The sequence below is a fragment of the Neobacillus sp. 19 genome, from assembly GCF_049463095.1.
Classification (GTDB): domain Bacteria; phylum Bacillota; class Bacilli; order Bacillales; family Cytobacillaceae; genus Neobacillus.
Genome location: NZ_JBMPZU010000100.1, coordinates 100,835 through 121,919, shown reverse-complemented (window position 1 = coordinate 121,919; position 21,085 = coordinate 100,835). Strand labels below are relative to the sequence as shown.

Genomic DNA, 21,085 nt, shown 5'->3' with positions numbered 1-21,085 from the left:
TATTTTAGGAGGAAATAAAATGAAAAATGATAGTAAATCTAAAGAAATGATTCAATTTGAAAAAAGGGGTTCTACTAGGCTTTTAATGATGGTACTCTCCCTATCTGTACTTGTAGCTGCGATTACGGTTGATTTAGTCAATCCCGTACTTCCACTAATAAGCAAAGATTTAGAAGCTTCGAAATCTCAAGTGAGTTGGATAGTTAGTGGTATTGCACTTGTTCTTGCGATTGGAGTTCCGATTTATGGTCGAATCTCAGACTTTTTTGAGTTACGAAAGCTATATATCTTTGCCATTATGATTCTGGCAAGTGGTAGTCTTTTATGTGCAATTGCCCCGAACCTCCCATTGTTGGTTTTGGGAAGAATGGTTCAGGGTGCTGGGATGTCCGCAATTCCAGTTCTATCAGTCATTGCAATTTCGAAGGTTTTCCCACAAGGAAAACGTGGGGGAGCTTTGGGAATTATCGCAGGAAGTATTGGTGTTGGAACTGCTGCTGGTCCAATATTTGGTGGAGTAGTTGGTCAATATTTAGGGTGGAATGCCTTGTTTTGGTTCACATTTTTGTTAGCCATTATGATTGTTATTGGTGCCTACTACGCGTTACCGACAATTAAACCGGCAGAATCCGTAGGAAGCAATAAGAACTTTGATTTCATTGGTGGTTTATTGCTCGGCCTCACAGTAGGATTACTCCTTTTTGGCATCACTCAAGGAGAAACTTCTGGTTTTTCTTCGTTCTCATCGTTAACTAGCCTAATTGGTTCTGTTGTAGCTTTGGTGGGATTTATTTGGAGAATTGTTACCGCAGAAAATCCATTTGTACCACCTGTCCTGTTCAATAACAAGGATTATGTCAATACGGTCATAATTGCATTTTTTTCGATGTTTGCTTATTTCACTGTTCTTGTGTTCGTCCCATTACTAGTCGTTGAGGTGAATGGACTCTCTTCTGGACAGGCTGGAATGATATTGTTGCCAGGTGGTGTGGCTGTTGCAATCTTATCTCCCTTCGTTGGCCGTCTTTCTGATCGATTTGGGGATAAACGTCTGATAATTACAGGGATGACTCTGATGGGGCTGTCTACCTTATTCTTGTCCACCTATGCATCTGGTGCTTCACCTCTGTTAGTTTCCGTGGGGGTCCTCGGAGTAGGGATTGCTTTTGCATTCACGAATTCTCCCGCAAATAACGCCGCAGTAAGTGCACTCGATGCAGACAAGGTTGGTGTCGGAATGGGGATTTTCCAAGGTGCTTTGTACCTTGGAGCAGGAACTGGAGCAGGTATGATTGGAGCATTATTATCCGCTCGACGTGATGCTACTGAGCCGATAAATCCATTATATATATTGGACGCTATGTCCTACTCAGATGCGTTCCTTGCAGCTACAGGGGCAATACTCATTGCCTTAATAGCTGGATTAGGTTTAAAAAAGCGTGGGTAATAACTTAGTTATGTAAAGATTAGTTATTGTTTAGTTCATCTTCTATAGTTTAAGCTGTAAATAAATAGCTTAGGAATCACGCAAATTTGACTTTCTTAGAATAGAATACTTTTAAGTAACTCAACTTTCGTACACTGTTTTATTGGTGCGAAAGTTGAGTATGTTAAGGATGAAACAATGAAAACATTGGTGATCGTTTCTCACCCAGATATGCCAAATTCTCGAATCAATAAAGTTTGGGTAGAAAAAGCAGCGTCCTATTCAAACGAAATTACCATTCATGATCTTTATAGAGAGTATCCTGATTTTATTATAAATGTAAAAAGAGAGCAGGAATTAGTTGAAAATCATGATAATATTATTTTTCAATTTCCATTATATTGGTATAGTTCTCCTTCATTATTAAAAAAATGGATCGATGAAGTGATTATATATGGATGGGCTTACGGATCAAAGGGTAAAAGAATATTTTATAATCGAAAATTAGGATTAGCTATATCAGCTGGCGTAAAAAAGGTGAATTTACAAGTATGGGTAAAAACAAACATACATTAACCCAGATGTTAACACCATTCAAATCTTTATGTGCATTCATTCATGCTGAATATGTACCAGAGTTTGTACTTTACGGTGCTAATTCGGATATGAAGAGCGAAGAGATACAGAAAAGTGCTAATGAGTATTTGCAATATATTAAAAAGTATTATTTAAGAGCATAAAACACTTCTGCGATCATGCCAACAATACTAGAAGAAAGCCCATTTCCCCTTAACACATTTAGGGAAATGGGCTATTGAAGTTATTGAAGGTTTTAGCGATTTCATTTTAGGTAGCCAATTCAAAGTACCCAATAAATTCCAAGAAACACAAATCTGCTAAAACAGCTTGCCATGTAATTTTTGAACTTGATCCTTTAACCGTTCATTCTCTTCTTCTAACGCCTTTATACGGCTTTTTAAGGTTTTTATTAATACGTCCTCTGAACGAGGGCTTTTACTAGGTTTACGGGGGGTTAACTCACTTATCTGCATACCTCTTAATGTCTCCACTCTAGTTCTAATATCTTTTTGTTTGTAAAGCCATGACTTTGAAACATTTGCTTTTTGTGCAACGGAATTAAAATTAATCTTCTCTTCTTTCAATGCCATCTCTGAAATTGTCTTTTCAACCCTAATTCTTGTTTTCTCCGACTTGTCTTTAGCTAGCTGAACTATGGCAGTTGTGTTACCTTTTCTAATCATTTTAATTCGTCTCCTTTAACGAATGAATAATCTGTTCTAATCTATTTTTAACACGTTCATTGGTTTCAACCTGACGCTGCCATTGGTTTTGTTTAGCCCTATTTAGTATTTCTTTAGTTCGGTCTAAGTGCTCTTCATGTTCATTAAGAAATTGTTTACTTGTACAGAAATTCGTACAATCTAAACATGCATTTGCGTGAGGACATGGTCCTGCAATTACTGGTAACCGACAATAGCCATTAGGAAGTGCCTGTGCATTGATATTCTTTTTAAACCATTGAAGATCTGTATTGTCAGCTTCAGTATTTTCCTCACTTAAATCCAGAATGCTACCGTTATTCGTTACTAAGGTTTCCTTAAATTTCGTAAATTCCTTCTTTAGGGTTTCATCAAAAATATGTGCATATCTTGCCGTCATTTCCGGTGATTCGTGACCCAAGAACTTCTGGACAATATGTTGTGGCACTCCGTTATTTATCATTCTAGTGCCAACTGTATGCCGAAAGGCATGAGCATGAAAACGAAAAATTTCTCCGTTGCTGTCCGTTATCTTTTCTTCATAAGCTAGTTCATTTAATTTAACCCTAAAGGTATCTTGTTTCAATGGTGAGCAATCTTTTCGGGGAAACACATATACACATCCATCATCGAGTTCATCAGCCACCCTTTGCTCTTGAACTAATATCAATGCAGCAATTTCTTTAGAAATAGGAATGATATGCTCTTTCTTCATTTTCCACTGATAATACTTTAAAAAGCAATCCCCTTCTTTATCGGTTATGACGCTCCCTTTTTTCAATGTACAAAGTTCACTGATACGCATCCCGCATTCTTGAAGTACCATAACCATTGTAGCAATATAAGGTTCCAATTTATCTAATTTCCCATTTAATTGTTCAAGTATATGTTCATCAATATAACGTGGTAGTGCCTTCGGCACTTTAGGGTAATCTTCTTGAAAGATAAGGATCTTAGAAGGTGTATCCTTCCAGTCATATCTTTGAATTGTAGTAAAAAAAACGTCTAAAGTAGATATTCGTCCAGTTACAGTACTGGGTTTTAAACCTTTTAAATTAATATAATTAAAATATTGCTCAATTTCATTTCTAGTTAATTGATGAATCCTTTGTATACCTTCACAATTTTTGTTCATGAAATTAAAAAACTCTTTTAATTTTGAAGCTATATCTACTACGTGAGAAAAGCTAGCTGTGTTTAACATTAGTTTACAATATCGCTTAACTATTTCTTTAAAATAATTATTCTTAAAACCCTTAAAGTTGATCGTATATTCGTAGGATGTTGGGTTTACCTTATCTTCCGGTAATGATAATTTTCTTCGATTCCAAACATCTTTTTCCCATTCTTCCCCATCAAAATAGAAGTCCTCATAGAATTCCATAAACTGCTTAAGATGAGTAACGTAATAGGAATTCGCATGTACAGTAACTTTCTGCTGATTTACATCAAGTTTGTAATTAGTAGTCGTAGTTTTTACTTTTTGTTCTGTTAAGTAGGTCCGGTATTCTGTCAAAGCTTTTTTTATAGGCACTTCGGTTATCGATGTAATATTAGGATATTTTAAATTTAAAAATCCCATCATCCGGCTTATCACTGTTCCCTTTCTAATCCAAACGGATTTTGCATTCCAAGCTCCATTATTCAAGTGAAGGTAATAAAAATATTTTAATTCTGTTTTCAACCAGACATTTTCCACCTTATCGAAATTTACCCAGCGATTTCTTAGTGACGGACTCTTACTTAACTCAATTGCACTAGGATGCGGACAAATTCTTATATCCCATCTATCTGCTGCCCAATAACCTTTTAAAACACTTGTCATATTAGCTATTTTTTTATTAATCTCTGTATTAGCGATAAGCTTTCGATTAGTTGCTACACTTGGAAATTTCATTGTCATGTTTCTCTCCCTTGAAGATACTTTTTATATTCATTCTTCATATCTTGATCAGAAAGATGAACATACGTATCAAGTGTTGTTTGTACATGGGCATGCCCTAATCTTTTTTGTACATATGCAGCATCCCATCCACTTCTAATAAGCTCTGTGGCATGCGTATGACGTAATATATGGGCAGTGAAAGTAATCCCTGTCCGTTTTCCTAGTCTTCTTATTAAGTCTAATACACTTTGATATTTTAGAGGGTGGCCAAAATAAGAATCTTTAAGATTAATAAATATATAATCATGATCTAAATCTTCCCCATATTCATGTACTAAGTAATCGGTATATAATGCCATTAATTCCTTACTTACATCAATAGTTCTTTCTTTTTTAAGTTTAATATAAGCTCCATTTTCATTATGATCTCTTGGCCTGATGTTAATCTGGTTATCCCATGTTGAAATATCTTCAATACGAAGGGATAATGCTTCTCCTATCCGAAGTCCCCCTTCATACATAAGCATAATAAGTAACTTATCTCTTTTGGTATGACATGCCTCAATTATTGCTTTGACTTGTCCATGTTCTAATACTTGTACAAGTTTCTTTTTGACCCTAAGCTTTAAAATATTTTTTTTATAGGATCTACCTTTAGTAATATGGTGAAGAAACCCCTTAAAATTTCTTCCTCTTGCTTCTTTAGACATATCTATAGCTTTAAAATTTTCAGTGCGATTTAAATACTCTAAGAAACTAGTTACAGCGTTAAGTATGGAATTAACTGATGTTTCCTCTCTTTTAGCCTTCTTTGGTTGTATATCTATTACCTTTAAATGCCCCGCTGGATTTCTTAACCATCCTACAAAGTTTGCTAAATCCTCAAATTGTAAATCTCCTAATTCGATTCCACTTTGGCTCATAAATTCATAAAACAGCTTGAGATGATAACAATATGTTTTAATGGTATTTGGAGCTTTGCCCGTATTATCCAAGTACTTTATAAATCGCTTAACCGGTTCTATCACTTCAAATTCTTTATCTAGCAGTATGTATAACGGATATGATTTTTCCTCCACAATTACTTTCTGAACCTTCATCTTTCCACCACCTTTAAATACTTTAACTACTATTAATAATACCCTTATATATTTAATAGTTAAAGCACTGTAATTAAAAAATCCTAAACTTCGAGTACTTAGAGTACTCTAGTTTAGGATACTATGTTTAAAGGATGCCCACTGGGATGATTATGACTTACAATTATCGAGGCTGCCGAGTGACGGAATGCTTCTTTGTAAATCTCGCGCGGATGCACGATACTAGCATTCAGGCTTCCGATGAAGATGGTCTTTTTCGCGATAACTTCATTCTTCGTATTCAGCATCAACGCGACAAAATGTTCCTGCGTCAAATCCTTCATTTCATCCATCAGATAACTAGCTGCGTCTTCCGGGCTGCGAATCGTATAGCGTGAAGCCGCCTTGCCGGTGGATCGGAATTTCTTCGAAAGCAGGAATGCTGCATGTAGTTCCAATGCCTTTAATTCGGTCAATCCTTCACTTTTCAACTCTTGCACGCTCATTTCGATCAGTGTACGAATCCCCTTTGAAGCAAGTCTGCCGGACAATTCAGGAGTTGCTTGTCTTCCTAGCAAAACTGCAAGCAATTCCTGCAATTCGACTGCCGATAGATCGCTTCCCATCTTGGGATACATAGATACGGATTCTCGTGCCACCTCGATATATTTTCTGTTTTCCATTTTGTTCTCCTTTCCACACGAGACGGTGCATTGCAGCACCGTCTTTCATGTGCCGCAGTACACTCGCCTATGCGGAAGGCATATTATTTAATTAATCATTTTTATTAAACTAGTTTTGTCTTAATGTAGCTACTCCACCCAGTTGTCATCCTTTACATAAAGTGAATCGTGTAAAATGACAATTAACTTGCGTAGTGATTGAAGCCAATGCACCTGCACAAGAGGTTATCTTTGTCGTTGAAACCTGCTTCGTTAGCATGTTCCTCCGCGAAATCCGAGAGCGCGCCATATCCGCGGTGGATGATGTCCTTGGCGCCCTCCTGATTAAGTCATGTAATTGCGTGAACCATTCGCCGACAAACTTGTTGTACTTCCCAAGATTTCCGATCCATACGCTGATTTCATGTTCGCCATTTAAATGTCCTCTTTCGATTTGCAATTTTAAATAAAAAAAAATCGCCACGTTCCCGGACCGGGGAAACATAACGACTTTTATTGTCAACCATCTTGATTCCTGAGTGTTTTTATTCATTGCTCCATAATGGAACCGTATACCATCACCCGGAATATCTCTTTCCGTTCCGCAGTCATCAACCTCTTTTATATTTGATTTTTTAATAGCGAAATCTAGGTGTTTGCGTACAGCATCTTCCTTGATCGCAAGTGTTGCATGAGCTGCCTTTTCGGACAGTTTCTGCATGTGATCGTTCTCGATCAGGTAGATGCCTTTGATTTCATTCCTGCAATTCGTTAGGATTGCATGAAAATGCGCTTTTGCATCCCAGACTTCGCCTTCCAAGAACTTTTCAGACATCAAGTTGATAAAGTGCGTTCCGTGTTCCCGGACGATCCAAAGGAAAGTTACGTTTTCTGCATTCCGGTACAAGGACACATATGGACGTAAAAATCCACATGATACTGTTTGACATGTCGTTCGACCACTCCCATCATTGATCGAAGGATTGCATCGTTCCCTTTGCGAATTTTATTTCGCATGTAGCGGATATACCTTTTTTCTGTTCCTCCGACTTTTCGTAATAGGCTAGGGTAATGTGTCTACTTACCACTTTTAAAACTCCTTTCATTTTTATTTCGAAACATAAAAAAGCCGATTTTCTCCTGAAGGAAACAATCGACTTATAACTATATTTGACGCGCGAAAGCGTGAAATATCAAACTGATATAGGATGCAGACTTGCAAATTTAGACGAATTACGCCGATCCGGCCATTTCCCGAAACGGGGAATGCGTAGGTGTTGGAATTTATGTCGAATCTCCTTTGAAGGAAACAAAGGTATGACGACTTTCACTGCAATAGTGACACAGGGATTAATTAGTGTATACCCATTATAGCAAACAAACAGATAAATATCAACTTTTCGTGTAACATAAATCAGATAATAACAACACAAAATACAATTGAACATCAAATCAATGAATAATTTTATAACATTCGCTCAAATTCATTTTGTAGGCTAACGTCGAATGGATTCCCTTGGAATTGTTTGAATCTTAATTCACTCTTTTAAAACAACTTTATTAAATTAATATTATATGAAGTTATTCTAATTTTGTTTCCAATACAAAAAAGGAATTAAATCTTCCCCTCATCTTAATACTTCGAATACACAGTTTAGCCTAGGCTATTTTGATTAATAAAAATCTAAATAAATTCATCCTTAAAATTCTAATGTATCAGTGGGTATTTGTTTCAAAAAAATTTAAAAACTCATACTTATTAGATATTGCCATTTTAGTAGATATAAGTTATCCTATTAAATAAATATATATGTGCACATATTCATGTAGGTGATGTTAAAATTGATAGCAAAACCTATAGGAGGATAGAAAAAGTGGAAAACATGAGCTACCCTACTAAAAATGATTTACTATTGTCATGGGACCCCTTGTTACTTATCTTTTTTTTAGCTGTTGTTGTTATTTATTTTTATTTCATAGGGCCTGCTCGGAACAAATTTAAAAATGCCGAACCCGTGAGTTTTTGGAAGAAGTCATTATTTTTATTTGGAATCCTACTATTCTTCCTTGCAAAAGGTAGTCCAATAAATAAATTAGGGCATTACTTATTTTTAGTTCACATGACCCAGCAATCAATTTTATACCTTGCAGCTCCACCACTAATCTTAATTGGTTTACCATCATGGTTAATAAAACCTATTTTCAAGAATCGTTATTTTTACAGAGTTTTTTCTTTATTAACAAAGCCATTCATTGCAATTTTTCTTTTCAATACAATCTTTTCTTTTTATCATATCCCATTTATATTTGATGCAATAATGAGTAATGTGATTTTAATGAAGCTAGCAATTTTTGTTCTTTTACCTACAGCATTTATTATGTGGTGGCCAATTTTATCGCCCATTGAAGAAATTAATACTTTGAAGCCTTTACATAAAATTGCTTATATTTTTGGAATGGGTATCTTATTAACACCTGCTTGTGCTCTTATAATATTCTCGAAGGAATTTTTATATGATACTTATATTGGTCTACCAAGGTTATTTGGAATACCATTGTTAGACGATCAACAATCTGGTGGAATTATAATGAAAATCATGCAAGAAATTATTTATGGCGGGATTATGCTTTTTACTTTCATTCAGTGGATCAAGTATGATAAGAAAAAAACAGAGGAACTTGACAAATATAATATAGAACAAGCATCAAAATATAAATAATAATATAGCCCAAAATACTTCTATTAGAAAAGTATTTTGGGCTTGTTAGTTTTCTACAAACGTCTTTTAAAATTAAAATTCGTTAATTTAATAATTTTTTTAAAAATGGAAAACACAATATATTTCTCTTTTTCATAGAAGCATCTGTGTTTCCAAAATAGTATTATTCCTAAAATTAATTTATGAGTGGTATTTTCACTTTATCGATTTTCTTGATCACTTTCATTATCAAGTTTTTATATAGTAATTATATTTTGTATAAATATTACCTATCGATTTATTTCATGTCAAACTGTTTCTGGCATTTAAATGATGTATGTTTCGGCAGTATGTTTATCATCTTGAATCATTACTCGATACAAATTATGTATAGATAATTATATTTATACATAATTATTGAGCTGTGCTTATAGCGCTAACTGGCAGATTAGCGAAATAAAAAAATTATTATGATAAGATAAAACATAGAAGAGTAAAAAGAAAGTAGAGATGCTTCTTGCAATTTCCGATTAAAGCCAAAAAAGTTTTTTATATAGCCTTACCAGCTATCGGAGAATCTTACTTGCAAAGTTTACTTGGGGTAATTGATTCCTTTTTTGTTGCCAAATTAGGGTTGCTTGCTATTAATTCCATTGGTGTAACCAACATCTACTCCATGACCTATATTGGCGTTTTTACGGCTGTCTCTGCCACACTTTCTGTCTTTTTATCAAGAGCGTTTGGAGCAAAGGACACAAGGAGAAGCAAGTCTGTTATTTTTCACGGCCTTTTTCTTTCTGTTCTTTTGGGTTTGGTTTTCTCTTTTTTTTCCGTTGTTTTCGCCTCGGCCTTATTGGACTGGACTGGTGCTAAAGAACCGTTAAAAGAGAATGCGTCAGTTTATTTTAAAGTGGTTCTTGGATTAACCCCTTTCATTGCCTTATTTACGGCTCAATCTGCGTCGTTTCGTGCCATAGGGGATACAAGGACCCCTTTAAAGGTTGGCATAGAAATGAATATCGTCCATGTTATACTCGATTACCTTTTGATTTTCGGAATCGGCTCATTACATGGACTAGGGTTAACTGGGGCAGCGATAGCCATGATTTTAGCAAGAATTTATGGTTTTGTTCGACTTTTGAAAATTTCTCAACGTATCCCTTCCATTGCGTTAAAATTAAGTGATTTCGGACTTGTATGGGGTTTAGCCTGGAGTATGATTAAGTTTGCGATACCCGCCATGCTAGAAAGGCTGTCGATGAGATTGGGGCAAGTCATATATTTTGGCTTAATTGTACGCATGGGAACAGAAGTCTATGCCACCCATAACATTGCAGGGAATTTAACCACATTCGCTTCGACAATAGGCGGAGGATTTGCTGTAGCAGCCAGTTCTTTAATTGGTCAAGCAATCGGAGAAAAGAATCAATCCGATGTGAAGGAATATCGAAAATGGAGCTATATTCAATCTGCCATTTCCATGACCTTAGTTACGGCAATTCTTGCCTTGGGAAGTCCCTGGATAGGTAAAATTTTTACGACTGAGAAAACCGTTCTTCATTTGTTATTTATCATCTTATTAATTGATACGGTTTCTCAGCCGTTCTTGGCCTCCGTTACCATCGATGCTTCCGTGGCCCAAGCTGGCGGGAACAGTAAATTCCCGATGATTGTCACTTTCGTTGGAATATGGGTAATCCGAACATTAGGCGTTTATATCTTTGCATGGAAACTTGGATTTGGATTACCAGCCGTATGGACTGCCATTGCAGCCGATAATGCACTAAGAGCAGGATTATTTGCATGGTATCGCAAACAGAAAAAAGTAATCAGAGATTTGGCTTAATGTATATTAAGTAATCAACTAACAGCAAGAGTGTGGAATAATTTACTTAAACAAACGGGGGCTTTTGCTCAATATCTCCAAATTATCAATAAGCTGAAAATATGCAAGCTTCCATTCATTCCCTGCATATTCTCGGTTTATTCCATTCAAAAATCATACTGCTATAATTCACTAAACAGCCATATTCCTATTGTTCCGATGGACTTTTACCGCGGGTTGATAGACATAATAAATTACCCCAGGTTGTCAAGAGGTTATTAGCAACTTGGGGTAGTTATAAAAGTAATTAGATGGATTATTTAGAAGCGGTCCCTTTTTTAAGGATCCCTTTTAAGTCGTTATCCATTACCTCTACCTTTGCATCTTTAAGTTCTCTATCCATTACCTGCTGTACTTTATTATTGTCAATTTTAGAGACTTTTACTTTGTATTCAATCTCCTTTTTCATTTCGTCGAACGGTTTTTTCTCTTTTTTATCTGTTACCTGTATGATGTGGTAACCATTTTGGGTTTTTACAGGATCACTAATCTGATTAACGTCAAGTGCATAAGCTGCTTTTTCAAACTCCGGAACCATTTTTCCTGATCCAAACCATCCTAAATCTCCGCCTTTTTCAGCAGAACCCGTATCTTTTGATAATTCTTTTGCAAGATCCTCAAACTTACTTCCAGCATTCAATTTTTCTTTTACTTCTTGAGCCGTTTTCTCATCTTCAACTAAAATGTGTCTTGCCTTTATTTCTGGTTTGTAGTTGTCATAATATTGCTTAAGCTCTTTGTCATTAACCTTAATATCTTTTAGTGCAGCTTTTTCTATGAGTAATTGACTTTCTAAAACTTTTTTTAATTCCTTTTCATCTTTAATATTATTCTGTGCAAGAAGCATATCAAAATTTGGGCCAGCCTGCTCCTTTATTTCTTGTACTTTTTGGTCTAATTCTTCCCTTCGTTACTTTGTATTTTGCTGACAAAACTTTTTCATATAAAATCTCTTGCAATGCTTGTTCACCATATTTTTCTTTCATCACATTATAAAGTTCGTCCTTTGAAATATTGCCTACTTTTGTTTCCGCGACTACATTCGAACTACCGTTTGCAGAACTACATGCACTTAGGCTAATAACTCCCATAGCTAATGCAAGAGATAACATCCAATTTTTCATGAGAACACTCCTCGTATATTAGTCTTTTATAATAAAAATAGGGTAAGGCCTATGAATTTTTCTATTTAAAGTTTCACTAATCATAAAGTTCCCTATGCTTCTGCATATATTTTTCAATGACATTCTAGAACCTGGTTACCAAAGCCTCAATATTAATAATTACCTATATTTTATTATGTGAATATATGCTCTCCCATTCATGTATCTTCTCTTATATTATGAAGTGAACCTACTAAAAGGTCAATTTATTATCATAGAAAGCTCACCTTCTTTTAAATTGTCAAGTCAATTTACAGTAATAACCCCATAGTAACAGTTCTTGCATTAAATCCCATTTTCTCATAAATATTAATTGCAGAGTTACCAACAAATACATTAAGGCGAACTTCAGGGTACCCTTCCTTTTTAAAATGATCAATTGCTCTACTCAGCAACTGCTGTGAAATCCTTTTTCCTCTGAATTTCTCCAAAATATAAAGTTCAAAAATAAATCCAATCTTCTTATCAGTAAATTGGTCTTGGTTTTCCCCAATTAGAATCCATCCCATTAATTTATCGTCTTCCGTTGCTATTAAATAGAAACTTCCATATTTTAAAAGCGGTGTAACAAGCTGCTTTATTTTCCGATTAGTAGGCTTTACTTTACCCAACGTCCCTTCAAACATCACTTGAGGGGAAAGTTTGAAAATCTGTTTTAATTCCCTGTTAGTGGGTTTTCTTATATCCATTTTGCTGAGTTCAAACCTTTCTCATTCTACATTTAATCTATTTAATAATACCATCAAAATAATAATCTAATCCCACAAATATGTCTAATTCTATAGTGTTGTTAAATATTATAAAAACAGGATTAAAATAAATATACTCTTGATTGTAAATGATTCACCCTCAACTGATGAATTTTTATCCTAACCGAAGGACCCAATTTTCCTTCAGCCGGAATATTGATTATTTTTGTAATAGAAGGTATTCAGGATTTGAAATTGAAGGTGTTGTGTAATGACAAGAAGATGGTTTATATTTAAATCTAATTTCTAACAAAAAACCTGTGTCCAATCAGGACACAGGCTACTAGGAGGCTTTCTTTCAGATTTTACTGGTAGGTTAAAGTACTATCCAACAATACCTATCAAATAAACAATAGTAAAAATAAATACCCAAACAACGTCAATAAAATGCCAGTAAAGACTTGCAACATAAAACTTTGGTGCATTATATAAATTCAATCCCCTTCTTGCATTCCTAACCATTAGGGTGATAATCCACAGGAGACCAAAAGCAACGTGAGCACCATGGAATCCGACTAGTGTATAAAATGCTGAACCAAAAGCACTTCCAGTAAAAGTATGTCCTTCCTTAACGTACTCCGAAAATTCAAATATTTCTAACCCTAAAAAGCAAGCACCTAATAGAACCGTAATTCCTAACCATAGTAACATCTTATGGAAACGGAAATTTTTCATATGATGCATTGCATAAACACTTGTCAGCGAGCTAGTTAACAGAAGCATAGTAGAGATAAAAACAATCTCCAAACTGAACAGATCTTTCGATACTGGGACGTCCGAATTAGGAACCCGGTCCCTTAATGCAAGGAATGTTGCGAACAGAGAAGCAAAAAGGACTGTCTCCCCGCCTAAAAATAACCAAAAACCCAAAAATTTATTTTTTGCCTCAAGAGTTGCTTTTTCCGGCTCAGCAGGCCAGGTTTCCGCTGTAAACTTTTCCTCATAATTCATAAAAATTACCTCCAAATGTTTTACCTAATTTACCTTGACTACATCATTTACCCTAAAACCACGAAATCATTAATAAAAAATTATTTGGACAACAAGGATTTTAATCTGATATTCAGGACGCAAATCCCCCCTTAAATATTTAAAATTCCCCCACACTTTCCCTACTCAACAATCTTAGGTAATTTTTTATGTAAAAAGTATAAAACAACTATAATATAGAGACCTGAACGCTTATTTTTGAAAGCGTTATTCTCATCATTATTATATTAAATGAAAGAAGCTAATTAAACAAGGACTACATATCTTATGAGACCACCCTTGAAAATATAAAATCCCCTTAGGAAAAACGCTAGAATTATGCTAAAAGTCCACCTTTCTGTAACCAATTATGTGTAAATTCCCCACTTTTATTTATAGACAACCAAACGAAATATTGAAGTAAACGAAAAAACAATGATGCCAATAATACTTACCAACTGGTGCCATTTGGAAAGGCAATCTTCGACTGCCTGCTCTCCGGGACCAAAGCAACCTACAATTTTCTACACAGCAATATTTTTTCATATTCCAACGGTTCTTTTAAAGTAGCCAGCATGGTAAAATTGTCTGTAGTTATATTCCTAGGTTTAATAGTATGGTTGCTGGAAGTTCTTAACTCAAGTTGAATAACTGGTTCAATTTTTTGTTTCAATGTAAGTTTTGTAACGTTTTTTTCTTCATTAGTGCAGTCCAATTAAATTAGATGAGCCACTAACATCAAAAATATTTCAATTAGGGAAATTATGTTTTTTAAATTAATTGTCGATATAATGAAAATAAGGAGGTCGTTGAATTTTGGATAATAATCAGGAATTCACCCCTAACGTATTAGATGAAGAAACGCTATTTATGGTATCTCAAACCTTCAAGGCATTATCAGATCCAACAAGACTAAAAATACTATATTTACTATTTAAAGGTGAACGTTCTGTTAATGAAATTGCCGAGAGTCTTTCCTTGCTTCAGTCCACGGTGTCGCATCAATTACGTTTCTTAAAGAATTTACGGTTAGTCACGTTCAGACGAGAGGGTACAACACTGTACTACCGTCATGACGATGAGCACATTATGAGTATATTAAAACAAACAATTGAACACGCCAATCATCACTAGTTGGATTAACTCTGGAATGATTTTGGGCATATAAAAATAAAATTATAATGTACTATATGTTGGCTTGTGGACATAGAAATTGTTGTTGTAAGTGAGTTTCAAATGGAGGGGTATTATGCAAAGAAATCAACGTCGACGTAGACTCCTGTTTATAGCCTTTTTTGTTTTGCTTATAATACCGTTTTTTATCAGTTTAATGTATGGCAATTCCCCATTCAAATACCAAATTAATAATGGAAATGGACAGACGGGTATTTTGTACAGTGATCCCAACTATAGTTTCCCAAATTCAAATGGTAAGTCACAAGGAATAATAAACAACACTTTCCCCCCTCATAATTATTCCAGCCTTGAAGCTAAGTATTACGCTTCTAGGACGATGACCTTTACACATATATTTAGGGATACAATAGTTCTTATGGTAATTGCGCTATTATCCATGATATTGGAACGGAAATTCCGCATATTAGATACAATTTTTAGAAGATAAAAATGAGATACATTATGTATCTTTTTTTTGTAAAAAAATCCGCCATTAATCAAAGGCGGATATAGTTAAATTATTTAATGTTGATGGCTATGCTTATGATCTTGCTCATTACTATGGTCATGATTATGGCTGTAATCGTGGTTATGATCACCTTGTTTTCCTTCGCTTAATGAACAAAGTAAAGAATCATCATGAGCATGATCCGCAGTTTCCGGCTGAAGTGTAACATGACCAATACCAATCTCAGCTAACTTCTGAGTTGCCGTTTGTAAAATAGATTGGCTTTCTCTAAAGGCAATCCCATCCTCCAAGACAACATGACAGGAAAGGGCATTCTTACCGCTTGTAATACTCCAAATGTGCAGATCATGAAGATTCATAATCCCTCTAACGGAACGAATGGTCTCGGCAACCTTTTCCAAATCTATTCCTGCTGGCGTACCTTCCATTAATATATGAATGGAATCTTTTGTAATACGGATACCAGAAATAAAAATCAGAATGGCAATGAGAGCACTTGCTAGTGGGTCAGCAATATTCCAGCCGAAAAACATAATTAATAATGATGCCGCAATTGCTCCAACTGAGCCAAGCAAATCCCCCATGACATGAAGTAACGCGGCTCTTACATTAAGATTATCACCTTCAGAGCCCTTCATTAAAATCCAAGCCCCCGCAATGTTAATTAATAATCCCATTACTGCAACACCAAACATCCAGCCACTCAAAATTTCTGGAGGGGATTCCAACCGTTGAAAAGCTTGCCATAAAATCCAAACATTCAATACTAACAAAGTAATTCCGTTTAAGGCAGCTGCAAGGATTTCAAATCGTTTATACCCATAAGTTTTGGCAGCATTCGCTGCTTTCTCGCCAAGCTTCAATGCGATTACCGCAATGAGCAAAGAGGCAGAATCACTTAACATATGTGTTGCATCTGAAAGAAGGGCCAAGCTGTTAGTAATAATTCCACCTATGATTTCTGCCACCATATAGGAAGTGGTTAAAATGAATGTTGTAAACAAAGCCTTCTTGTTCGCACCATGAGAATGGTCATGACCGTGGCCGCCATGACTATGTCCGTGTGAATGTGACATTGACAATTCCTCCTTTAATCTTGTGAATATCTTGCCCTAATTTGTAATTGAAATTCAACCGCTAATATATATGTGTTTATATGTTTATATTAACATATAAACACATATATATTAATTAAATAATTCAACTTATTTTTATAAATATGAAGAAGTAAAGTTCAATGCTAAAAGTAATGATTAATTCATTTGTGTCCAACTTTTATTGACGCATTTAGATTAAGTGCATATAATAAAAGTATCATTATATGAGTAACTGTTCATATGTTCATTGATATTTTTATAAAATTAGATAAAAATAACATTAGTAAAGGGGAGAAATATAGTGGAACGGCAAAATGCGTTAGTTAAACGCGAAATTCTCTTAGAAGGTTTAGATTGCGCGAATTGTGCAATGAAAATCGAAAATGGGGTAAAAAAAGTAAATGGCGTCTCTGCTGCATCTGTTAATTTTGTTAATAAGACACTTACATTAGAAACTGATTTGGAACAAGAAACCGCCGTGGTGACAGAGGTAAAGAAAAAAGTAAAAAGCTTGGAACCACACATCCATCCTCAAGAAAAAGGAAGAACAAGAAAAGGTTCCACAACTCGAACATTATATCTAAAGGGGTTGGATTGTGCAAACTGTGCAGCTAAGATTGAGCATGGAGTAGGACGTCTTGAGGGAGTGACTTCTTCCACAGTGGACTTCGTTTCCAAAAAATTAATTATGGAGACAGTAAAGCCTGAGGAAATGGATCGTTTAGAGGAAGAAGCAACGAAGATTGTAAAACGTCTAGAACCACATATAGAGGTTATTTCGTCAAACAACCATAACAACCATGGACACAGTCACAAACATAGCCATGGGCATGATCATAGCCACGGACACGAACATGGTCATAGCCATGATCACAGCAGCGACAATACGAAAAAAATGTTGATTCGCTTAGGAATTGGGACGATTATAGGGGGAATTGGACTTCTTGCCCCTGTTTCGGGAATGATTGAGCTTGGCCTGTTCATAATCGCCTATCTACTAATAGGCGGAGAAATTGTTTTACGTGCCGTTAGAAATATTATTAGAGGCCAAGTTTTTGATGAGCACTTTTTAATGGCTTTAGCGACAGTTGGCGCTTTTGCCATTCAACAGTATCCAGAAGGCGTAGCCGTTATGCTATTCTACCAAGTAGGAGAACTATTCCAAAGTATCGCCGTGAATCGTTCCCGCAAGTCCATCAGTGCCTTAATGGATATTCGCCCGGATTACGCTAATGTCAGGCACGGAAACGAGGTTGTGAAGGTTTCACCGGAAGAGGTTAAAATTGGAGATATTATTATGGTTAAACCAGGTGAAAAGATTCCGCTAGATGGAAAGGTCATTGAAGGCAGCTCAATGGTTGATACCTCTGCATTAACAGGTGAATCTGTGCCGCGTGAAGTAGAAACAGGAAACGATGTGTTAAGTGGCTTTATAAACAAGAACGGTGTCTTAACCGTTGAAGTAACAAAGGCATTCGGAGAATCTACCGTTTCAAAAATTCTCGAATTGGTTCAAAATGCCAGCAGCCGGAAAGCACCAACAGAAAATTTCATCACCAAATTTGCCCGTTACTATACACCGGTTGTCGTAATTGTTGCAGCAGCATTGGCATTAATACCGCCACTCATTATTGATGGTGCAACCTTTTCAGATTGGATTTACCGTGCGCTTGTGTTCCTAGTAATTTCTTGTCCATGTGCACTAGTGGTGTCTATACCACTTGGATTCTTTGGGGGAATCGGTGCCGCATCAAAATCAGGAATTTTAGTTAAAGGAAGCAACTATTTAGAAGCGTTAAATGATGTTAAATATATTGTGTTTGATAAAACAGGGACCCTCACAAAAGGCGTGTTCGAAGTAACCAGCATCAATCCAAAAGGATCATTGACAAAAGAAGAATTATTGCAATATGCTGCGTTTGCTGAAGTACATTCAAACCATCCAATTGCATTGTCCATTCGAAAGGCATATGGAAAGGAAGTAATTGAAGAAACAATCCAAGATTATAATGAAATCTCTGGTCATGGAATTCAAGTAACAGTGACAGGCAACACTATCTTAGCCGGCAATGCCAAGTTAATGAATAAAGAAAAAATTACCTTTGTTCAGCCTAATGAAATCGGAACACTTGTTCATGTTGCGGTTAACAACGAATACGCCGGATATATTGTGATATCTGACCAGGTAAAGGAAGATTCAGCACAAGCTATACGATCATTAAAAGAACTGGGTATTAAGAAAACAGTCATGTTAACCGGCGATGCGCAAGCAGTTGGAGATGCAGTTGGAAGAAAGCTTGGATTAGATGAGGTTCATGCTGAATTGCTGCCACAGGATAAAGTAGAAGAAATTGAAAAGTTGGATGCTCAAAAAACAGCAAAAGAAAAAATCATCTTTGTCGGTGATGGGATTAATGATACCCCTGTTCTTGCCCGTGCAGACGTGGGGATGGCCATGGGTGGTTTAGGTTCTGATGCGGCGATTGAGGCTGCTGATATCGTAATCATGACGGACGAACCTTCCAAAATCCCAGAAGCTATCGGAATCGCCAAACGTACACGCCGAATAGTCTGGCAGAATATCCTATTTGCTCTTGGTGTAAAAGGGGTTTTCCTTCTATTAGGAGCGTTCGGAATCGCAACGATGTGGGAGGCAGTCTTCTCAGATGTAGGTGTTACCCTCCTTGCTGTCCTTAACGCTATGCGTGTATTAAAAGTTAAAGGCTCAACAATTAATGCTACCAATTCTTCAAGATTGGAAATGAATGCTTAAAAATGGATACTCAAAACAGAAGCCCCTGGTACAATACTGGGGGCTTCTGTTTTGAATTGACCTTTTGTTAGTTTTTTTATATTACAGTTACCGATCCTTGGTTTCTTATCTCCACTGGATCCTTTACTTCAAACGGTTGATTAACTTCTACTATTGGTGAATTAATTTCCACGTTGGTTATGTTTCCAATTGGGCTCATTTCTGCAGGTTCACCCATGTCACTCATAGCCAAAGGAAAGTTTTTTTGCTTTGCCAGAATTACCACCTCCGGTAATAGTATTTCTTTTCCCTGATAATTTAATTTGCCAAACTTCAAACTAAATAATGGTAAAAATTAAAGCAAAAAACAAATTCTTCCCTTCTAATTAATCCCATACCTGACTTTTGGCTACGATAGAGGCTGCAAGTGCAATGCTGATAATCGTGAAAATCATATGAAAAGAAGAAGTAAATGGACTTAATTCGTTTGCTTTCGTTAAAAAACCAAAAATAGTTGTGATAACTAAGGTTAAGATTAGAAACAGAATTCTAAATTTATACTGATTGTCTTTAAAGAATAAAAACATAAGGTTGAGGCTTGAAATTACAATTGCTAGTCCTAAGATGCCATGAATAAAATAGATAAATTCTGCAAGTAAAGGGCTGTTAATCAAGACCTCGCCATTATAATTCGCATAAAGAAGCTTGCTAAATCGTGGATGCTTAAAGAATGCACCTATTACCGTTTCCACCATTATGAATAGAAGCAATAAGAATGCAGGGTCCTTGTAATATGGATTTTTTACTCCCGATTCTTTTGAAACATCTTTATTTACTAAGGCATAATGAAGATATATAACAGATATTAATAAAAGTAGACTGATAGTTACATCGAAAATAGTAAATCCAACTGGAGTCCCTAAAAGGACATTTAATCCACCAACCAAGGACTGTAGACCCAAAAGGAAAAGGGATACAACAGCAAGCCACTTTGCTTTTTTCCTTCTTAACTTAATCCAGGCTAAAATAGCATTAACAAGAATAATAAATCCTAGAACTGTCGTAAAAAGCCGATGGGAATACTCAATCAAAATATTTACGTTGGTTATATCCGGGAAAAGCGTTCCGTTGCATTGGGGCCAGTCAGAGCCGCATGCATCTCCAGAATTGGTTGCAACCACTAAATTTCCAATGATAAGCGCCAAAATTGTTGCAGCTACAGTAAACAGAGAAAATTTATTTTTCAAGTTGATCATCCTATCATTTATATAAAATGTATCCATCATACAATAAGACTTATTATAAAATTTAAAATCGAATTTCAGTATTCTGCAAAGTACATCAGCTTCTCGAACTGTTAAGTCCCTTACTTATAGATTAATGGTGCCCTGCTGCCGACCTTAAAAAGAAATATATAGCGCCCACAGATAGAAAGCCAATTATGAGAAAAATGGCACAAATGGATAAAAATTTCCTTTGATATAGCTTATCTTGAACCAATGTTTCTCCTTGATTTAGTCCTTTTATTTTCTTTGTTAGACTCATAATTCTAGCCAATACCAGGATCATGAACACACCAAGTCCTAACATTATATATAAAAAGATGGAATACGTATTTTTTGAAATTTCAATTGCACCTGAATGATTAGCAAACACAGGCTTTTGGTAACCAAAAAAGCCAACAGCAGAAATCAATAGTAGGATTAGAAAGTTATTTAGTTTTGCCAATAGGATACACCACCTATCTACCATTCTATTATTAAAGATTTAATATGATAACTTTTCCTATTTTGG

The 21,085-nt window shown here is 35.7% G+C and carries 19 protein-coding genes and 1 pseudogene; 7 read left to right on the top strand and 13 right to left on the bottom strand.

The window, feature by feature from the left end; translation table 11 throughout:
• Positions 1-19 precede the first annotated feature (19 nt).
• The 3 genes from fexA (at position 20) to ACO1D1_RS27920 (ending at position 2,166) form a co-directional block, all read left to right on the top strand.
• Complete coding sequence (gene fexA / locus ACO1D1_RS27930) at positions 20-1,447, top strand: chloramphenicol/florfenicol efflux MFS transporter FexA (protein ID WP_423336670.1); 1,428 nt, start codon at positions 20-22, stop codon at positions 1,445-1,447.
• 177 nt (positions 1,448-1,624) lie between these two features.
• Complete coding sequence (locus tag ACO1D1_RS27925; protein WP_423336671.1) at positions 1,625-2,002, top strand: NAD(P)H-dependent oxidoreductase; 378 nt, start codon at positions 1,625-1,627, stop codon at positions 2,000-2,002.
• Positions 1,978-2,166 carry an NAD(P)H-dependent oxidoreductase gene (locus tag ACO1D1_RS27920; RefSeq protein ID WP_423337731.1) on the top strand — a complete coding sequence of 63 codons (189 nt, stop codon included), beginning with the start codon at positions 1,978-1,980 and terminating at the stop codon, positions 2,164-2,166. Before ACO1D1_RS27925 ends, ACO1D1_RS27920 begins: the two co-directional genes overlap by 25 nt.
• A gap of 156 nt (positions 2,167-2,322) precedes the next feature.
• On the opposite strand, the gene ACO1D1_RS27915 is transcribed toward ACO1D1_RS27920, so the two are convergent.
• From ACO1D1_RS27915 to ACO1D1_RS27890, 6 genes are all read right to left on the bottom strand, one after another.
• Positions 2,323-2,688, bottom strand: coding sequence for a DUF6262 family protein (locus ACO1D1_RS27915; protein ID WP_000619629.1), 366 nt, complete (start codon positions 2,686-2,688; stop codon positions 2,323-2,325).
• 1 nt (position 2,689) lies between these two features.
• Positions 2,690-4,603, bottom strand: a complete 1,914-nt coding sequence (locus tag ACO1D1_RS27910; protein ID WP_423336817.1) for a tyrosine-type recombinase/integrase — start codon at positions 4,601-4,603, stop codon at positions 2,690-2,692.
• A gap of 2 nt (positions 4,604-4,605) precedes the next feature.
• Positions 4,606-5,691, bottom strand: coding sequence for a tyrosine-type recombinase/integrase (locus ACO1D1_RS27905; RefSeq protein ID WP_368916203.1), 1,086 nt, complete (start codon positions 5,689-5,691; stop codon positions 4,606-4,608).
• Positions 5,692-5,804: 113 nt separating this feature from the next.
• On the bottom strand, positions 5,805-6,353 hold the full coding sequence (locus ACO1D1_RS27900; RefSeq protein ID WP_423337730.1) for a JAB domain-containing protein: 549 nt from the start codon (positions 6,351-6,353) through the stop codon (positions 5,805-5,807).
• Between the two features lie 145 nt (positions 6,354-6,498).
• Positions 6,499-7,167 (bottom strand): hypothetical protein, encoded by a 669-nt coding sequence (locus ACO1D1_RS27895; protein WP_187373115.1) that lies wholly within the window; start codon positions 7,165-7,167, stop codon positions 6,499-6,501.
• A 47-nt stretch (positions 7,168-7,214) separates the two neighbouring features.
• On the bottom strand, positions 7,215-7,349 hold the full coding sequence (locus ACO1D1_RS27890) for a hypothetical protein (RefSeq protein WP_423337729.1): 135 nt from the start codon (positions 7,347-7,349) through the stop codon (positions 7,215-7,217).
• Positions 7,350-8,215: 866 nt separating this feature from the next.
• Between ACO1D1_RS27890 and ACO1D1_RS27885 the strand changes: the two genes are divergently transcribed.
• Both ACO1D1_RS27885 and ACO1D1_RS27880 read left to right on the top strand, forming a co-directional pair.
• On the top strand, positions 8,216-9,052 hold the full coding sequence (locus ACO1D1_RS27885; RefSeq protein ID WP_042353748.1) for a cytochrome c oxidase assembly protein: 837 nt from the start codon (positions 8,216-8,218) through the stop codon (positions 9,050-9,052).
• 496 nt (positions 9,053-9,548) lie between these two features.
• Positions 9,549-10,877, top strand: a complete 1,329-nt coding sequence (locus ACO1D1_RS27880) for an MATE family efflux transporter (RefSeq protein ID WP_042353601.1) — start codon at positions 9,549-9,551, stop codon at positions 10,875-10,877.
• Positions 10,878-11,172: 295 nt separating this feature from the next.
• Here ACO1D1_RS27880 and ACO1D1_RS27875 read toward each other — a convergent pair.
• The 3 genes and pseudogenes from ACO1D1_RS27875 to ACO1D1_RS27865 form a co-directional block, all read right to left on the bottom strand.
• A pseudogene (locus tag ACO1D1_RS27875) lies at positions 11,173-12,040 on the bottom strand (peptidylprolyl isomerase).
• 290 nt (positions 12,041-12,330) lie between these two features.
• Positions 12,331-12,768 (bottom strand): GNAT family N-acetyltransferase, encoded by a 438-nt coding sequence (locus ACO1D1_RS27870; protein ID WP_042353603.1) that lies wholly within the window; start codon positions 12,766-12,768, stop codon positions 12,331-12,333.
• A 384-nt stretch (positions 12,769-13,152) separates the two neighbouring features.
• Positions 13,153-13,779, bottom strand: a complete 627-nt coding sequence (locus tag ACO1D1_RS27865; protein WP_042353604.1) for a cytochrome (ubi)quinol oxidase subunit III — start codon at positions 13,777-13,779, stop codon at positions 13,153-13,155.
• Positions 13,780-14,667: 888 nt separating this feature from the next.
• Here ACO1D1_RS27865 and ACO1D1_RS27860 point away from each other — a divergent pair.
• Positions 14,668-14,931 carry an ArsR/SmtB family transcription factor gene (locus ACO1D1_RS27860; protein WP_148347723.1) on the top strand — a complete coding sequence of 88 codons (264 nt, stop codon included), beginning with the start codon at positions 14,668-14,670 and terminating at the stop codon, positions 14,929-14,931.
• Between the two features lie 564 nt (positions 14,932-15,495).
• Here the strand turns inward: ACO1D1_RS27860 and ACO1D1_RS27855 are convergent.
• Positions 15,496-16,518, bottom strand: coding sequence for a cation diffusion facilitator family transporter (locus tag ACO1D1_RS27855; RefSeq protein WP_042353607.1), 1,023 nt, complete (start codon positions 16,516-16,518; stop codon positions 15,496-15,498).
• Positions 16,519-16,840: 322 nt separating this feature from the next.
• Between ACO1D1_RS27855 and ACO1D1_RS27850 the strand changes: the two genes are divergently transcribed.
• Positions 16,841-19,312: a heavy metal translocating P-type ATPase gene (locus ACO1D1_RS27850; RefSeq protein ID WP_042353608.1), complete on the top strand. Its 2,472-nt coding sequence runs from the start codon at positions 16,841-16,843 to the stop codon at positions 19,310-19,312.
• 76 nt (positions 19,313-19,388) lie between these two features.
• Here the strand turns inward: ACO1D1_RS27850 and ACO1D1_RS27845 are convergent, their stop codons facing one another.
• The 3 genes from ACO1D1_RS27845 to ACO1D1_RS27835 form a co-directional block, all read right to left on the bottom strand.
• Entirely contained in the window at positions 19,389-19,538 is a 150-nt protein-coding gene (locus ACO1D1_RS27845; protein WP_423337728.1) for a hypothetical protein, read from the bottom strand.
• Between the two features lie 139 nt (positions 19,539-19,677).
• Positions 19,678-20,538, bottom strand: coding sequence for a COX15/CtaA family protein (locus ACO1D1_RS27840; protein WP_052404709.1), 861 nt, complete (start codon positions 20,536-20,538; stop codon positions 19,678-19,680).
• Between the two features lie 130 nt (positions 20,539-20,668).
• Positions 20,669-21,019, bottom strand: coding sequence for a hypothetical protein (locus ACO1D1_RS27835; RefSeq protein WP_042353610.1), 351 nt, complete (start codon positions 21,017-21,019; stop codon positions 20,669-20,671).
• Positions 21,020-21,085: the final 66 nt, after the last annotated feature.

Coding starts and splice junctions, on each gene's coding strand:
- fexA (WP_423336670.1), top strand. CDS start 20: ATGAAAAATGATAGTAAATCTAAAGAAATGATTCAATTTGAAAAAAGG.
- ACO1D1_RS27925 (WP_423336671.1), top strand. CDS start 1,625: ATGAAAACATTGGTGATCGTTTCTCACCCAGATATGCCAAATTCTCGA.
- ACO1D1_RS27920 (WP_423337731.1), top strand. CDS start 1,978: ATGGGTAAAAACAAACATACATTAACCCAGATGTTAACACCATTCAAA.
- ACO1D1_RS27915 (WP_000619629.1), bottom strand. CDS start 2,688: ATGATTAGAAAAGGTAACACAACTGCCATAGTTCAGCTAGCTAAAGAC.
- ACO1D1_RS27910 (WP_423336817.1), bottom strand. CDS start 4,603: ATGAAATTTCCAAGTGTAGCAACTAATCGAAAGCTTATCGCTAATACA.
- ACO1D1_RS27905 (WP_368916203.1), bottom strand. CDS start 5,691: ATGAAGGTTCAGAAAGTAATTGTGGAGGAAAAATCATATCCGTTATAC.
- ACO1D1_RS27900 (WP_423337730.1), bottom strand. CDS start 6,353: ATGGAAAACAGAAAATATATCGAGGTGGCACGAGAATCCGTATCTATG.
- ACO1D1_RS27895 (WP_187373115.1), bottom strand. CDS start 7,167: ATGTCTGAAAAGTTCTTGGAAGGCGAAGTCTGGGATGCAAAAGCGCAT.
- ACO1D1_RS27890 (WP_423337729.1), bottom strand. CDS start 7,349: ATGCGAAATAAAATTCGCAAAGGGAACGATGCAATCCTTCGATCAATG.
- ACO1D1_RS27885 (WP_042353748.1), top strand. CDS start 8,216: ATGAGCTACCCTACTAAAAATGATTTACTATTGTCATGGGACCCCTTG.
- ACO1D1_RS27870 (WP_042353603.1), bottom strand. CDS start 12,768: ATGGATATAAGAAAACCCACTAACAGGGAATTAAAACAGATTTTCAAA.
- ACO1D1_RS27865 (WP_042353604.1), bottom strand. CDS start 13,779: ATGAATTATGAGGAAAAGTTTACAGCGGAAACCTGGCCTGCTGAGCCG.
- ACO1D1_RS27860 (WP_148347723.1), top strand. CDS start 14,668: ATGGTATCTCAAACCTTCAAGGCATTATCAGATCCAACAAGACTAAAA.
- ACO1D1_RS27855 (WP_042353607.1), bottom strand. CDS start 16,518: ATGTCACATTCACACGGACATAGTCATGGCGGCCACGGTCATGACCAT.
- ACO1D1_RS27845 (WP_423337728.1), bottom strand. CDS start 19,538: ATGAGTGACATGGGTGAACCTGCAGAAATGAGCCCAATTGGAAACATA.